The 16,234-nt window shown below is 55.8% G+C and carries 10 protein-coding genes; 5 read left to right on the top strand and 5 right to left on the bottom strand.

Annotation, left to right across the window (positions count from 1 at the left end; translation table 11 throughout):
• The first annotated feature begins 1 nt into the window (after position 1).
• The 3 genes from EA20_RS0117405 to EA20_RS0117415 all read left to right on the top strand — a co-directional run bounded on the left by EA20_RS0117405 (position 2) and on the right by EA20_RS0117415 (position 5,003).
• Positions 2–541, top strand: a complete 540-nt coding sequence (locus EA20_RS0117405) for a PadR family transcriptional regulator (protein ID WP_024968045.1) — start codon at positions 2–4, stop codon at positions 539–541.
• A gap of 247 nt (positions 542–788) precedes the next feature.
• Entirely contained in the window at positions 789–2,072 is a 1,284-nt protein-coding gene (locus tag EA20_RS0117410) for a globin domain-containing protein (RefSeq protein WP_024968046.1), read from the top strand.
• A gap of 528 nt (positions 2,073–2,600) precedes the next feature.
• Complete coding sequence (locus EA20_RS0117415) at positions 2,601–5,003, top strand: membrane-bound PQQ-dependent dehydrogenase, glucose/quinate/shikimate family (protein WP_024968047.1); 2,403 nt, start codon at positions 2,601–2,603, stop codon at positions 5,001–5,003.
• 105 nt (positions 5,004–5,108) lie between these two features.
• Here the strand turns inward: EA20_RS0117415 and EA20_RS0117420 are convergent, their stop codons facing one another.
• The 3 genes from EA20_RS0117420 to EA20_RS0117430 all read right to left on the bottom strand — a co-directional run bounded on the left by EA20_RS0117420 (position 5,109) and on the right by EA20_RS0117430 (position 9,779).
• Positions 5,109–6,929: a glycoside hydrolase family 15 protein gene (locus tag EA20_RS0117420; RefSeq protein ID WP_024968048.1), complete on the bottom strand. Its 1,821-nt coding sequence runs from the start codon at positions 6,927–6,929 to the stop codon at positions 5,109–5,111.
• Positions 6,930–7,049: 120 nt separating this feature from the next.
• Entirely contained in the window at positions 7,050–7,943 is an 894-nt protein-coding gene (locus EA20_RS0117425; RefSeq protein ID WP_024968049.1) for an SDR family oxidoreductase, read from the bottom strand.
• A 288-nt stretch (positions 7,944–8,231) separates the two neighbouring features.
• On the bottom strand, positions 8,232–9,779 hold the full coding sequence (locus tag EA20_RS0117430) for a methyl-accepting chemotaxis protein (RefSeq protein WP_024968050.1): 1,548 nt from the start codon (positions 9,777–9,779) through the stop codon (positions 8,232–8,234).
• A 731-nt stretch (positions 9,780–10,510) separates the two neighbouring features.
• On the opposite strand from EA20_RS0117430, the gene EA20_RS0117435 reads away from it, so the two are divergent.
• Positions 10,511–14,296, top strand: a complete 3,786-nt coding sequence (locus EA20_RS0117435) for an NAD(P)-binding protein (RefSeq protein ID WP_024968051.1) — start codon at positions 10,511–10,513, stop codon at positions 14,294–14,296.
• Positions 14,297–14,445: 149 nt separating this feature from the next.
• Complete coding sequence (locus tag EA20_RS0117440; RefSeq protein WP_024968052.1) at positions 14,446–14,832, top strand: YgiW/YdeI family stress tolerance OB fold protein; 387 nt, start codon at positions 14,446–14,448, stop codon at positions 14,830–14,832.
• Positions 14,833–14,903: 71 nt separating this feature from the next.
• On the opposite strand, the gene EA20_RS0117445 is transcribed toward EA20_RS0117440, so the two are convergent.
• Both EA20_RS0117445 and EA20_RS0117450 read right to left on the bottom strand, forming a co-directional pair.
• The gene (locus tag EA20_RS0117445) at positions 14,904–15,305 is read right to left on the bottom strand and encodes a hypothetical protein (protein ID WP_024968053.1); all 402 of its coding nucleotides are present in this window, start codon (positions 15,303–15,305) and stop codon (positions 14,904–14,906) included.
• A 265-nt stretch (positions 15,306–15,570) separates the two neighbouring features.
• Positions 15,571–16,071, bottom strand: a complete 501-nt coding sequence (locus EA20_RS0117450; protein ID WP_024968054.1) for a CinA family protein — start codon at positions 16,069–16,071, stop codon at positions 15,571–15,573.
• Positions 16,072–16,234 lie beyond the last annotated feature (163 nt).

The raw sequence follows: 16,234 nt of genomic DNA on the forward strand, positions 1-16,234 counted from the left end.
AATGAAACAACCCCATCACGACCGCGTTGATGTTCAGAATGACGGCGGGCAAAGTCACTGCGCTTTACGCCGGAAGCGCCGGGAAAAGATGCTGGACGCCGCAGATATCCGCCTGTTGATGCTCCATTTCATCTCGCAGGGCGCCGCGCACGGCTACGAGCTTATCAAATCGATTGAAGAACTCTCGAAGGGGGAATATACGCCAAGTCCGGGCCTGATCTACCCCAATCTGACGCTGCTTGAAGAGATGGAGTGCATCAGCGTGGTGGAACCGCAGGCCGTACGTAAAGCCTGTCGACTTGAAGAGAAAGGCAGGCAGCTGCTTGAACAAAACAGCGCCTTGCTGGCGGCCACGCTTGAACGCCTGAGCTCGCTGGCCGTGCTGGTCACCAATCGCCGCCGGCCCGAGGTGGAAAGGGCGATCGCAAATATGAAAACCGCCCTGAACAGCCGCCTTTCCGGCGCCACGCTTTCCACGCAGACGCTGCACGCCATTATTGATGCACTCGATGAGGCTACCCGGAAAATCGAACGCTGCTGAGGCGTTACTTCCCGTTTTCTCTCCTGAAACCAGACTTTCTTGCCCCTCATCATCAGGGGCTTTTTAATGACCCGCCTCTGTTACAGCTTCCGCTTTTTTTGCCTCTGAACCGCCCACTCAGACAACGCATAACCTGCTAGACTGTGGGGAAATAGCGTTAGTAAGCGCGGCCGCCCTGAAAGTGCTATCAGGTCCGGTCCGGCGACTTCTAAGCCTGAATTCATCCTGACAGCGACCCGAGGTAACTATGTTAAGTGAAAAGCAGAAAGAAGCAGTGAAGGCAACGGTGCCCGTACTGAAGGAAAACGGCGTGGCGCTGACGGACTATTTTTACAAGCGAATGCTGAATAACCATCCTGAGCTGAAGGAAACGTTTAATATGGGGCACCAGCGCAGCGGTGCCCAGGCGAGAGCGCTGGCGGGTGCCGTACTGGCCTACGCTGAAAACATTGATAATCCGGGCGTGCTGGCGCCGGTCATTGAGCTTATCTGCCATAAGCACGTCAGCCTGAATATCCAGACGCCTGATTATGATATTGTCGGAGAAAACCTGCTTCACTCCATCAGCGAAGTGCTTAATATCCCGATGGAAGACGACCTGATTGCGGCATGGGGAGCTGCCTATAAGCAGCTGGCTGATCTCTTTATCGCGACAGAAAACAGACTCTACGAAGAACATCGAAACAGCCGCGGCAGCTGGGTCGGCTGGCGAAATTTTATCGTAGAGAGAAAAGTCAAAGAGAGCGCGGAAATCACCTCTTTCTACCTTATCCCCGAAGATGGCGGAGCGCTGCCTGACTGGAAGCCCGGCCAGTATATTACCCTGCGGCTGCTGGTTCCCGATCTGGGCATTAAACAGCCCCGCCAGTACAGCTTATCGAACAGCCCGACAGATAACTATTTACGTATTTCGGTCAAACGCGAAGATCCGCGCGTGGCAGGACAGGATCCCGGATACGTTTCTTCTACGCTGCATAATTCGGTTGAAGAGGGCGCTGTGGTGGAGCTGAGCGCGCCGACCGGCAATTTCTATCTGATGAATCCCGACGCCACCAATGTGCTTATCAGTGCCGGCGTGGGGCTGACGCCGATGATCTCCATGGTCAACCATCTGCTGGCCGCACATGCCGATCCCCATTCCCATCCCGCAACAGGTCAGGGCACCGATCGGGAAGCGGCACTCAGCGCAGAGACGAAGAAAGCGATCTATTTTATCCACGCCGCCCGTAGCCCTGAGGTGCACGCCTTGCGGGATGAACTGCAAAATCTGGCCAGGCTGAATGATAATCTTCATCTCTACATTGCTTATGAAGAGGTGAATGAGGATGTGATTTCCGGTCAGGATTATCACCGGCAGGGAAGGCTGGATCTCAACGAGCTGCCCGCGGATTATCTGCCTGAGGATGCCGATTACTACCTCTGCGGTCCGGCGCCGTTCATGCAGGAGCAGCATCGTGCGCTTATCGGGAAAGGCGTTCCAGCGGAACGCATTTTCAGTGAGGCGTTCAGTACCGGCGGGCTGCAGCTGTAACACCGTCATTGCGTGACAACGTCACATTTTCGGCATTCTCCTGGCCATTAGCTGTGTCTGCCTTCGGGCGCCGCAGCGGTAGCTCAATGTTATCTGTCGCTCTGGCTACTCGCCCGGCGGCAGATAGACTCTCCAGCCTGTGAAGCACATCACAACGCCAGCGCGTCACTTATGAAACACACAAATTGCTAAAGCGAAAACGGCAAGCGTTAACCCCACAGCACGCTTCCATGGCCTTTAGCAGCCACCATTTGCCGTAAACAGGCTGCTTTATGAACATCGTAAGGCCAGTCTGAAAGCAGGGTTTCAAATTAAGTTGTTGATTATTAATGGCTTAATCTCCATTTTTCGCGGCCTTCATACCTTCCGTCCGGCTAAAATAAACTGGCACCGTGGCGAAACTGTCACTCATGATTCATAAATTAAACGGATTATTCAATTAACCTCTTTTTAGTTAAATTTACATTATCCTTTTGTAATGGACTGTAAGGGTAAGAGTTGTTCAAATGTATACTCTGAGAGACAAAAATGCTTAAATTAACCAGTATCATCATAGCGATTGTCGGTATCGCTATGCTCTTTATGGGTGGCAAGCTGCTGCTCATCGGGGGAACGCCCTTTTACGTGGTGATGGCGCTCGGGCTGCTTATCACTGCGGTTGCGCTGTTCAAAAATAAACGAATTGCCCTTTCCATTTATGCCGTACTGATGTGGATCGTGCTGGCATGGATGATCTATGAAGTTGGCTTTGATAAATGGCAGTGGATCCCACGCGGCGACCTGATCGGTCTGTTTGGCCTCTGGCTCGCTATGCCGTGGATTGTCCGCCCCCTTAACCGCGCGCAGAATCCTGCCGATCGTCGCGGCTTCCATCCTTTCCTTGGCACGACGGTAATTGTGATCGTTGCGCTGGTCATTGGCATGATGTTCTATGACCCTTACCCGCAGGAAGGCAACATTACCACCAAGCGTAATCCTGCCGACGGCGATATCGCTCAGAACGACTGGGCGGCTTATGGCGGTACCAATAACGGCCAGCGTTTCTCCGGTCTGAAGCAGATCACCAAAGAGAACGTCGATAACCTGGAAGTGGCATGGACATACCACACCGGCGATCTGCGTAATGCTGAAAAGGACGCGACTGAATATACCTTCGAAGCGACCCCGCTGAAGGTGAACAACACCTTATATTTCTGTACGGCACATAACGAAGTTCACGCACTGAACCCGGAAACGGGGGAGATGAAGTGGAAATATCAGCCGGAGAAAGATCGCTCTTACCTGCAGCAGCACCAGACCTGCCGTGGCGTGAGCTACTATGCGCCACAAAGCGCTGAATCCACAACGCAGCCTGCTCAGCCAGCGGCAACGGTCGCTCAGGCTACCGCACCCGCAACCTGCCGTAAGCGCATCTTCAACGCTGCCAACGACGGTAAACTGCTGGCGCTGGATGCTGACACCGGTAAGCTGTGTGCCGATTTCGGTAACAACGGTATCATCGATCTCAGCGACAATATGGGCAAAATCCGCCCTCATGCGCTGATGGAAACCTCTGCGCCGCTGGTGGCCGGTAACCTGGTCATCGTGGGCGATTCCGTGATGGATAACGGCTATAACTCGGGCAACCCATCCGGGGTTATCCGTGCTTATGACGTGATCAGCGGTAAACTGGTCTGGAACTTCGACCCGGCCAACCCGCAGAGCACTGACCCTATTGCGGCGGACGGCATCTATCCTCAGGATACGCCAATCGCCTGGGCCACGCTGAGCGCTGACGTGAAAAACGGCCTGGTGTATGTGCCGTTTGGCAACGCCTCACCGGATGAGGTCGGTCTGAACCGCGATCCTAACAGCAACACCGAGAAATTCCGTGATGCGCTGGTGGCGCTGGATCTGAAAACCGGCGCCTTTAAGTGGCTTTTCCAGACCTCAAAACACGATCTCTGGGACCGCGATATCCCGTCACAGCCGTCGCTGCTGGACATTGACTACCAGGGCAAAAAACAGCCGGTGGTGGTGATGCCAACGAAGACCGGCAACCTGTTTGTTCTCAACCGTCTGACCGGTCAGCCTGTCTATCCGGTAAATAATGTTGATGTCTCGACCAAAGGCATCAAGGGCGAGAATTACTCGCCAACCCAGCCGGTCTCTGCGCTGAACTTCATTCCCGATCCGCTCAGCGAAAAATCGATGTGGGGCGTGACCCCGTTCGATCAGATGGCCTGCCGGATGGACTTCAAATCGCTGCGCTATGACGGCAACCCATGGACGCCAGCAACTGAGCAAGGGTCGATTATCTTCCCGGGTAACATTGGTGCGTTCAACTGGGGATCGGTGGCTGTTGATCCGGAGCGTCAGATCCTGATTGCTGCGCCGGTTCGCCTGGCTTACAAATACACTCTGATCAAACGTACTGCTGAAACCGCAGACAAGCGTATGTTTACCAAAGAGAATACGCCGTACTGGAACGAAAACTTTGAGGGTGATTACGCCATTCATATTCAGCAGCTCTCTTCCAGTCTGGGTATTCCCTGCATTGCTCCGCCATGGGGTCGTCTGGTGGGCGTGGACCTGACCACGGGTAAAACCGAATGGCTGCGTCGCATCGGTACTACTAAAAACCTGAAAACCTCTTTCCTGCCGGGACGCTTCCCGATTGGCTTCCCGATGGGAATGGTGGCACACGGTGGCCCGCTGACCACCGCAGGCGATCTGGTGTTCCATGGCGCAACGGCGGATAACTTCTTCCGCGCCTACGACATCAACACCGGTGAACTGTTATGGCAGACCGAGCTGCCAGCGGGTGGACAGGCAACGCCAGCCACCTATATGGGCGTCGATAACAAACAGTATGTGGTGATTGCCGCAGGCGGGCATGGCTCGCTGGGCACCAAAGAAGGTGATGCTGTAGTGGCATACCGTCTGAAATAAGTTATCCCACCGGATGGATAACGCAGAAAGGGACAGCGAACGCTGCCCCTTTCTTATTGTCGTCCCTAAACCACCGACTGATTCCGGCCCGGGCTTCCCTGGCGTTCACCGCTCATCTTCCTCGCTGGAGATGGCATGCGCGGCGCAAATAAGCGCCAGATGGCTGAGGCCCTGAGGAAGATTTCCCCGCCAGCTGTTGGTCCGCACATCAAACATTTCGTTGAAGGTTTCAACGTTGCCCTGACGGCAAATCAGCTCAAGGATCGCCTGCATCGTCTCCTCCGCACGCGCCTTTTTGCCCATGGCAGCCCAGGCTTCTGCCATCCAGAACGAACAGGCAACAAAGGTGCTTTCTTCGCTTTCCACGCCCGAATAGCGGTAGACCATCGGGCCGTTATGCCCCAGCTCCTGATGGATCGCCTCCAGCGTCGCCAGCATCCGGTCGGGAGAAACGGCACGGCCATAGTCATGCGTCAAGGCGATAGCGGCATCAAGCGAGTCACTGCCGACGTAAAACGTATAGGCCTGGCGTTTTTCAGACCAGCAGTGCTCCTCAATCCAGTCACGGATCCGGTCACGCTCCCGCTTCCAGCGCTCAAGCCATGTCGGCTCGATATGCGTTCCTTCCGCCAGCTTCACCGCCCGGTCCAGCGCCATCCAGCATGCCATTTTTGAATGGGTATAATGCCGCTCCTCCGGAAGCTCCCAGATACCTGAATCTTGCTGGCGCCAGTTGTCGGCGCAGTGATTGGCCAGCTGTCCCAGCAGACGGGAAGTGGAGAGATCGAGTACATGGCCGGCTTCAATAAAGAGCTGCGCGGTGGCCAGCATATCGCCATACATGCTCAGCTGAGTCTGATCGCGGGCATTATTGCCGACGCGCACCGGCTGCGACCCCTGATAACCTTCCAGCGGCATAAAGCGCTCAGCGGGCACGATTCCGCCCTCCAGGGTGTAACAGGTGCGCAGCGGACAGCCGTGTTTGAGGATCGTTGCCGAAAGCCAGGAAAAGGCAGCCTTACAATCTTCGAGCGCGCCGAGATAGACGAAGGATTTAATGATCAGGCAGGCGTCGCGCACCCAGGCGTAGCGGTAATCGTAATTCTTGCTGCCGCCAATCCCCTCCGGCAGTGAGGTGGTGGCTGCCGCAGCCAGCGCGCCGGTCGGAGAATACCAGAGGAATTTCAGCGCCAGCGCCGAGCGGTAAACGTGTTCGGTGAAGGTGCCCTCATAGCTCAGGCTCTTGATCCAGTCCCGCCAGGCGAGATCGCTGGTTTCAATACGCTGGTCGATCGACTGTAGTGTCGGCACCGCCAGCGGCTCTTTCTCCGTCGCCAGCAACGCGACCAGTGACGATGAGCCTGGCGAGGTCTTCAGCGTACCGCTAAAGCCTGCATCATGTTCCTCATTTTGCCGGACATCTTCAGAATGCCTCAGCATGATCAACAGATCGCCAACGTGAAATACCGGACCGTGCTGCGTCTCGTTCAGCCAGGGACTGCGTGTTTCCGCCATGGTGCCCAGCTTTAACGTGATCCGCAGCGTAACGCTGCCCTTTACGCCGTCAATACGTCGGGCGATTTCGCTCCAGGGCAGTCGGCCTGCCAGGGTGCTGTTAATGGATTCCGTCAGCAGTACCGTCCCTTTTTTCGTTTCAAAACGGGTTTCCAGCACGTTGCTGTGTTCGCGGTAGCTGCGTTTAACGGTGTAAGGCTCGTCAGGTTCGATCTGAAAAAAACCGCCAATTTTGCTGTCCAGCAGGCGGTCAAAAAGCGGGGGGGAATCAAGGTTCGGTGAGCACCACCAGTCGATGGCGCCGTCTGGCGCAATCAACGCGACGGACCTGCCTTCGCCAATGGCAGCATAATCGCCGGGATCGGCAAATCCGTCGCGCCTTTCTGGCTGGCGATAAACGGCATTTTTCATCGTTGTTATTTCCTGGGTTATACCGGGATGGATCAGCAACCGGGCGCTGTACCCGGCGGGCAAAACCAAAAATGGCCGCCAGTTGGCGGCCACGAAGCGTTACGTCAGGACAGCGCTGAATTACAGCGTGCCGGTACCGCCGTCAGAACACCAGACCTGACCGGAGGTGAAGCTGCTTTCCGTTGAGGCCATGGTGACGTAGAGCGGGGCGATTTCCGCCGGCTGGCCCGGACGACCCAACGGGGCAGTGCCGCCGAACTCCTGCACTTTCTCCTGCGGCTGGCCGCCGCTGGACTGGAGCGGCGTCCAGTAAGGGCCGGGCGCCACGGCGTTCACGCGAATGCCATCCTCGCCCAGCTGCTTAGCCAGCGCCTTGGTAAAGGCGACGATAGACGCTTTGGTCTGCGCATAGTCGAGGAGGATCGGGCTTGGGATATAAGCCTGCACCGAAGAGGTATTGATAATCGCGGCACCGCGCGGCAGGTGCTCCAGCGCAGCCTTGGTGATCCAGAACATGGCGTAGACGTTAGTTTTGAAGGTGGCGTCAAAATCCTCCGTGCTCAGGGTGCGGATCGATTCATTAAACTGCTGACGTCCGGCGTTGTTCACCAGAATATCCAGGCCACCCAGCTGGCTTGCCGCGTCGCTGACCAGTTTTTTACAGAATTCTTCAGAACGGATATCGCCCGGCAGCGCAACGGCTTTACGGCCCTCCGCCTCAATCAGTTTGATCACCTCGGCGGCGTCGGACTCTTCCTCTGGCAGATAGCCAATCGCCACATCAGCGCCTTCACGGGCATAGGCGATAGCGACCGCACGGCCAATACCGGAGTCACCGCCGGTGATCAGCGCTTTTCTGCCCTGAAGGCGACCGGAACCGCGGTAGCTTTTCTCCCCATGGTCGGGAACAGGCGTCATTTTGCTCGCAAGACCTGGCGGCTGCTGCGGCTGTTCCGGAAACGGCGGGGTGGGATAGTCAATGGTAAGCAGGGATTTTTTAGTCTGTTCACTCATTCTTTAGCTCCTTCTTCTCAATGATTTCACAGTCATAAGCGTAGTAGAGATGTGAGCATTGTCACGCTTGAGCGTGAGCGCAAAGGCTAATGAAGAGTAAAGCAGGGCGCTGCAACCCGCGCTGTGACGGGAAAACAGGGCGAAATAAAGAATAATCCTGGAGTGCCCGGGCGGGCGTTGCGTTATCTGCCGCCGGGAGAAGCGCCGGCAGATTCTGCGAATAAAAGCGCGTGTTTGCCAGCCGGTTTACTCACGCCGCGCGCAGGGAAACCGGCCGGAAAGCTATAATCACTCCGCAGCGAGGCGGAATGCAGAGACGGCACGCGTCAGCGAGTGCACCTGCTCTTCAAGCGAGGCGGAGGCGGAGGCGGACTCCTGAACCAGCGCGGAGTTCTGCTGGGTCACGCTATCCATCTCGGTAACGGCCTGTTCGATCTGCGAGATGCCGTGGCTCTGCTCACCGGAAGCGGTGGAGATATGTTCCATCAGCACATCAACCTGCGTGACCGAGGCGATAATCGCGTTAATCGCTTCGCCGGTTTTGCTCACTTGGTCGGAGCCCGCTTTGATATTAGAGACCGATTCAGAAATCAGTCCCTCAATCTCTTTGGCCGCCAGCGCGCTGCGTTGCGCCAGAGAGCGCACCTCACCGGCCACAACGGCGAACCCGCGTCCCTGTTCACCCGCTCTGGCGGCTTCTACCGCGGCGTTCAGCGCCAGGATATTGGTCTGGAAGGCGATGCCGTTGATAACGTTGATAATGTCTTCAATCTTCTTCGAGCTGCTGTTGATAAGACCCATAGTGACGATGACCTCACGCGAGACTTTTTCACCCGTCTGCGCATTTTTCACCGCTTCCTGAGTCAGGCGACTCGCCTCAACGACGTTTTCGGTATTCTGCTTCACCGTCGCGCCCAGCTCTTCCATGCTGGCTGCCGTCTGGGTCAGTGCCGCCGCCTGTTGCTCAGTACGTGATGCGAGATCGATATTTCCGGCGGCGATCTCCTGGGATGCGCTGGAGACGGTATGCGTGGAGTCACGTACCTGACGAATAATGCCGGTCAGCGCCAGGCGCATCTGCTCCATTGAGTGCATCAGCGTCTGAATTTCATTGCGCGACGACGCCTTCACCGGCAGCGGATTATCCAGAATACCCTCGGCAATCTTCGTGCAGTGATCGCGGGCCTCAAAGAGCGGCGTGAGAACGTGGCGACGCAGCAAAATCAGCACGGCGGCAATCACAACAAGGAACAGCACGCCGAAGGTGACAATCAGGCCAAGACCAAAACTGAAATTACTCTGCGCATCGCTGTTCAGGCGTTTCGCATACTGCTCATGCAGCGTCAGCACATTGTCCAGTACGATCTCATACTGTCTGTCGAGGCGAATAACGTTCGCTATCTGCCTGTCAAACGCGGCGCGGTTATTTGCTTCCGCGGCCTTAAGCAAGGGCAGTAATCCTTCCTGACGGTAGGTCAGCCAGGCGCTGCTGTATTGATCCGCCAGCGCCTGCTCCCCCGGACGCTTTGGCGCATCGACGTAGGACTGAAAAGCACCATCCGCTTTCTTCAGGACCTCATTGACCCCGTCGAGCGTCGGCGCGGTGGACGACAGCGTATTGTCTTCCACCATTTTCATATATTCCATCAGCCGCACCCGCAGCGTGCGGCTGTGGTTGATAGGATCGATAATGGAGAGGACGACGCGAATTTCTTTATTCACGTCGTCCAGAGAGTCGTTACTGCGCGTCAGCAGCCAGAGATTGGAAAATATGCTGGTAAAAAACAGAATAAACAGCAGTAAAAGGGCGAGCAGGGATGACTTTTTGAGCGACATCAGGACTTCCTTAACGGTTCGTGAAGTCAGTGGTATCGGCAAAACAGCCGGAAAAATTAGCCTCATCCCGCCCGGAAAGGCTGCAAGCTTACCTTAGTAAAGTGAATGTGATTGAATAATAAAGTATTAAAAGAATAATTCACCATCATCGCCGCTGCGGCAGTGAGAGGTTAGCCAGGCTCACCGACAGCAGCGTCAGTCGACAGCCGTAGCCGGTTAAAGCAGTACTGACCGTGAGGCAGCGATCTTAACAGAGGCATTAACGCATCTGGTATCACGCATTGTGACCAGCATGTATGCCTCTTTGCGGCGTTATCTATCCTTATAAAGCTTCATTTTCCTGCAATAAAGCCGGTATCTTAAAAAATAATTCTGCTCAGTAGTGGCCCGCGCCTGAAAAGGCTAACTCCCGGCCTTTTATCCTCTTTTTCAGGGCGCAGCTTACAGCTCACTGCAATAAGCCGGAAAACCTGCCCACAATCAGTACCAGAAAATGCGTGATAACCCCATTGCACGCCCGCCTGAACCCGTAAGGGCTATACTTTTAACAGCCTTTCAATTGCGCTGCGTTATCTCTTTGCGTGGCGAAAGCTGTTCCCAGCATCTCAACTAATAAAGCTTCGTATCTTCCGACAGCGTGAAGTTTCAGCACCGCTGTCTTTATTGATCATTGTATCGATAGAATTGGCGATCCTGATGGTCGCTGAATTTTGCATCACCGGGGGTAGGGGATGAGGGACAACGGGCAACAAAAATATGCCGGTTCGCCTTACGTTTCTTTCTGGCAGGGAGGATTCGAAGGGGCCGATCATGTGACGCGGCAGGGCATCGCGTTGTCGATGACGGAATCAAACGACCATTTGCAGCAGGCCGCTGATGATTATCGTGCGCTTGCCGCCATGAATATCCGCACGGTGCGTGAGACTGTCGGCTGGCGACTGTGCGACACCCCTCAGGGTTATGATTTCAGCAGTGTTCATGCGCGTATGCGCGCAGCCAGTGCAGCGGGCGTGCAGATTTGCTGGACGATCTGCCATTACGGCTGGCCCACAGGTATCGATCCGTTCCATCCGTTCTTTATTCCGCGGTTCGCCCGTTTCTGTGGCGCGCTGGCCGCCACGCTTGCCTCAGACTATGACGCTCCACCAGTCTACTCGCCGGTCAACGAAATCTCTTTTACCAGCTGGGCGATGGCTGTCGGGTTCTTCCCTTCGTCCATCGGGCCAGGTCATAAAACAGGTCTGCTGGCCCGCCAGCAGCTGGTAAGAGCGACCCTGGCTGCCTGTGATGCCATCTGGCAGGCGGATCCGGGGGCGCGGATCATGCACTGCGATCCGCTGATTCATATCGGCTCACCCGGCGACGATCCCGGGCTGGTCGCTGTCGTCAAAGAAGAGAATGAGGCTCAGTTTCACGCGTGGGATATGATCTGTGGCAGGCGGGAACCGGCGCTGGGCGGATCTCCCCGCTATCTGGATCTTATCGGGGCCAACTACTATCACGACAATCAGTGGGAGTACGGCAGCAATCATCGCTACTTCTGGCATCTTGGCGATGCCAGAAGGATCCCTTTTCATCAGATGCTTACCACCCTTGCCCGGCGGTATGAGCGGCCCGTCCTTATCGCGGAAACCAGCCACGTTGGCAGCGGCAGGGGGGCCTGGCTGCAGCATATCGGGGCAGAAGCCGCTCAGGCCATCAGCCAGGACGTTGAGCTGCTGGGCATCTGTCTTTATCCCGTCATCGACCGCCCCGACTGGGAAGATGCCAGCAGATGGCATCAGAGCGGTCTCTGGGATGTCAGCCAGGATGGGACATTTCAGCGCAATAAAGTCCTGCATTATGCAAATGCGCTGGTTGAGGCGCAACGTCAGCCTGGTCAGTTTCAGTCCCGACTGGCCTTTGGCTCTGTCAGTAAGGAGAATGTGATGAAGGTTAATACTATTATTGTTTTCAGCCATCTGCGTTGGGACTTTGTCTTTCAGCGTCCGCAGCAGATCCTTACCCGCCTCGCCAGAGATTTTGAGGTTATCTTTATTGAGGAGCCGGTCTTTCAGGAGGGCGAAGCCGGGCTGCACCTCTCTTATCCCTGCGCCAATGTCACCGTCGCGCGGCCACACACTAACGTGCGGCAGCCGGGGTTTCACGACGATCAAATCGCGGCGCTGCAACCCTTGCTGACGCCGCTTTGTTCCGGTGATGCGCAACCTGTGGTCTGGTTTTATACGCCGATGGCGCTGCCGCTGCTCAGCGAACTGACCCCGTCGCTGGTCATTTATGACTGTATGGACGAGTTGTCCGCTTTCGATAATGCGCCCCGGCAGCTGCTACAGCGTGAATCCGCGCTGCTTAAACGCGCCGACCTGGTTTTCACCGGTGGACCAAGCCTCTATGAAGCCAGGCGCAAAAAACATCCCGCCGTACACTGTTTCCCGAGCAGCGTGGATGTGGTGCACTTTGAGCAGGCGCTCGATCGCAGCAATGAACATCCTTTGCAGGCGGATCTTCCTCATCCACGCCTCGGTTACTACGGTGTGATCGATGAACGGATCGATATGGCCCTGATTGCGCAACTGGCGGAGCGTTATCCTCACTGGCAGTTTATTTACGTGGGCCCGGTGGTCAAAATCGATCCGGCGTCGCTGCCGGTACGTGAAAACATCCACTACCTGGGGATGCAGCCTTATCAGGCGCTGCCGCAGTTTCTTGCGGGCTGGGACGTCTGTCTGATGCCGTTTGCCCTGAACCCTTCGACACAATTTATCAGTCCGACCAAGGTACTGGAATATATGGCCGCTGAACGCCCGGTGGTCAGTACGAATATCCGGGATGTGGCACAACCCTATGGCGATCTGGTGATGGTTGCGCAAGATCGCGATGATTTTGTGCGGCATTGCGCCAGCGCCGTTAATCTCAATGAGGACGAACTGGTACTGATGGCACAGCGGATGAAGGCGGTAGTCAGTCAGACCTCCTGGCGACACACCGTTGACGCAATCACTGCCCTTATTACCGACGCGCTGGCAAAAGCGCAGGAAGTCAGGCTGGCATTGTCACTTACCCAGGCCGTGGCCAGCGTTGACCAAGGTCGGGGAAGCGGCACCATCAGGACGCGACACCTTATCCTCGGTGCCGGACCGACGGGGCTGAGCGCTGCGCTTCATCTGGGCGAGGATGCGGTATTGCTGGAACGAAATAGCGGGGTAGGCGGCTGGTGCCGGTCCGTTGATGAAGCTGGCTTCGTGTTCGATTACGCGGGTCACATTATGTTTTCTAACGAACCTTATGTGCTGGAAATGTACAAGCTGCTGCTGGGCGATAATCTGCACTGGCAGGCGCGGGAAGCCTGGGTTTACACCTCTGGCGTCCATACCCGTTATCCTTTCCAGGGCGCGCTTTATGGCCTGCCACCGGCGGTGATTAAAGAGTGCGTGCTGGGCGCGATTGAGGCGCGCTACGGAGAAGTTGGCGCAACGTCGGCAGATGGGCCAGAGATCCGGGATTGTTGTGCCGATGGTAGCGTCGCGGCAACCGCTTCCTGCACCGCGAAAAGCCTGGGGCAGGGTACGGAGAACTTTGAACAGTTCATCCTGCAGACCTGGGGGCGAGGTATTGCCCGCCATTTTGCCATTCCTTACAACCAGAAATTATGGAAAGTACCGCTGAACGAAATGGAAACCTCCTGGCTGGGTGGACGGGTACCGTTGCCCGATCTGGCACAGATCATCGACGGCGCACTCGAACCGGTCAGTAAACCCGTCGGGCCGAATGCGCGTTTCGGCTATCCGCTTCGCGGCGGTTTTCAGGCGCTGATGAACGGTTTTCTGCCCCTGCTGAAGGGGACGCTTGAAACTAACGCCGAGATTGTGCAGCTCTTTCCGCAGCAGCACATTGTTGTACTGAATGATGGACGCCGCTATCAGTATGAACAGCTAATCAGTACCCTTCCGCTACCGTCGCTGGTGGCCATGCTGGGTAGCCAGGCGCCAGCTGAGGTTCAGGCTGCGGCGGCGGGTCTGCGTCACACCTCAGTCCGCTGCGTCAATCTGGGCATTGGCCGCGCCGATCTTTTGGAAAAACACTGGATCTACTATCCCGGTGATACGTTGTTCCATCGCGTGTTTCTTCAGGGTAACGCCAGCCCGCACTGTAATCCCGAGGGGGGCTTTGGGCTGATTTGTGAAATGACCTATACGGACGATCACCCTTTGCCGCTGGAAGGAGAGGCGTTGAATCAGCGCTGCATTGAAGATTGCATTCGCGTGGGATTATTCACCGCAGAGGATCCCGTTCTTACCGCCTCTCAGACGGATATCCCCTGCGCCTATGTTATCTACGATCATCAACGGCTCAATAACGTTACGCTGATCCGCGAGTGGCTGCTTAAGTACGACATCTCTCTCGCCGGGCGCTACAGCGAATGGGAATATTACAATTCCGATCACGCGTTTCTTGCCGGGAAAAAGGCGGCGGAAAAACTCATCATGCAGCCTGCGTCGCGTGGCGCGGTCTCCTGAGCCTCGTTTAACGCCCGCGGCTGGGAAAGCGTTATCGCCTTTCCAGCCGCAACTTTTTCTTTGTTAATCTGTACTTATGCAGACTCTCTGCCAGGCTTAAAGAGAACGATATTGTGACAGGACCTGCTCATCCCATAAGGAGAAAGAGAATGAAAAAGACGCTCGCACTCGCTGTGCTTTTTGCTGTCAGCTTTTCCGGCTTTGCCCAGGAAGGGGGATTTAAGGGCGGAGAACCACCACCGCAGCAGAAAGATGCTGGCTCTAAGGGCACTGAGGATACCGGTGAGAGCAAAATCAGCCAGATCCGCGATATGCGTATAGATGCCTGGGTAACGCTGGAAGGGCACATCCTGAAGAAAACGGCGGATGAAACCTACACGTTCCGCGATCAGACGGGAACGATTACCGTTAATATTCCTCAGGCGACCTGGAAAGGCAAAGAATTTAACGCCGATGATATGGTTCGCCTTAGCGGCTACGTCAAAGGAAAGGGCGAACAAACCGAGCTTAATGTTGAACGGGTAGACCTCCCTTAAACGAAGGCCACGCCTGTGATAGCGCGCCCCATCGCGGGCGCGGATCCGTCACAATCCTTTGACGTATTATCCTAATATCTTACCGATAAATGGGAAGAATTGTAGGTGGCCGCTTCTGAAGCTCTCCCCGTCCAGCCTGCCACCGTTACGCTGCTCTGCCTGTAAGAAGAGGCTTCCGATCTTATGGCACTTGCCAGCAGTCGCTCCTCATTGTCAGTGAGCGCCTCGTTTGTTTTCTCCGGCTCGTAATACGCCTCCAGCCAGCGCTGATAACGGGCAATGACCCCCTGCTTATCGTTCTCATCTTCAAGACGGCAGATAAACAACCACGCGGCAGGTTCGCGACCATCGCAGAGATAAAGTTCCATTTTTTGCGGGTCGGCAGCCTCGTGCGGGAGCTGGACAACTTTGATGCGGGAAAAACGGATGCGGGACCATTTGTTAAGCAGGGAATATAAACGCAGTCTGGCCATGGGCGCTCCATATCAATGCAATCGAAAACCCGTGGCGAAACAGTCTGGACTGTTGCCACACTAAGGTATGATCCCTGATATAAGCCGGTTAAGCCCGACCAAAATAAACGGCTGTCATTGAACTTCCCCGTTGAACGGGTGAGGTAAGAAGGTAAAAAAAGGCGTGCCCTAAGTCCAATTTTAAATCGGCAATACGCCTTTTTTAAGAATACACCTGGAAATAAAGGGTTATTTCTGGAAATGCCTTCCCTGGCATGCCAGCTGTTCAGCGGCGGGGTGGGTTAGACGACAGAAGTTCAGTGCAGTGCTGAAGTGCGAAAAGCGCTGCGTCGTTAATAACGGTTTCGCTGTCACCCTCAAAATGGCGCACAAGACTCACCACCTTATCCGGCAATCCCCAGGCGAACCAGATGGTTCCGGCCGGGGTGCCATCCTCGCCGCCATCGGGACCGGCATAGCCGCTGACGGCAATACTGACCGCTTCGCCCGTCAGCGCCTTTGCCCCCGCAACCATCTCTCTGACGGCGGCTTCGCTGACGGCGCTCTCTTCGCGCAGGGTGGTTTCACTTACCTGCAGTACGCGATGCTTGGCGGTGTCGGTGTAGGTGACGAGCGCAGTGGTAAAAAACTCCCCGCTGCCGCTGGCGGCACCCAGTGACATGCCAACCAACCCGGCAGTGCAGGACTCTGCCGTCACCACTTTGATCCCATTGGCCTTCAGCACCTCACCGAGCGCCTGGGCTGCATGCTGTAATGCTTTGTTCATTGCCGTCTCCTGTTGATGAAGCAAGCGTCGGGCTGCGTTTCCGCCCTCTCTCAGGCCCGGCTGCTGTCTGGTGCTCTGTAGCCATCGTCTGGATAAATACAGGGCGAAATAGCGGGGCGCTTACCCTATTTTGGCAGGGCAGTGATGCGGCTATTTACCTTGC

Origin of the sequence: Pantoea sp. IMH (genome assembly GCF_000599885.1) — a bacterium.
In the GTDB taxonomy this organism is placed as follows: Bacteria; Pseudomonadota; Gammaproteobacteria; order Enterobacterales; family Enterobacteriaceae; genus Erwinia.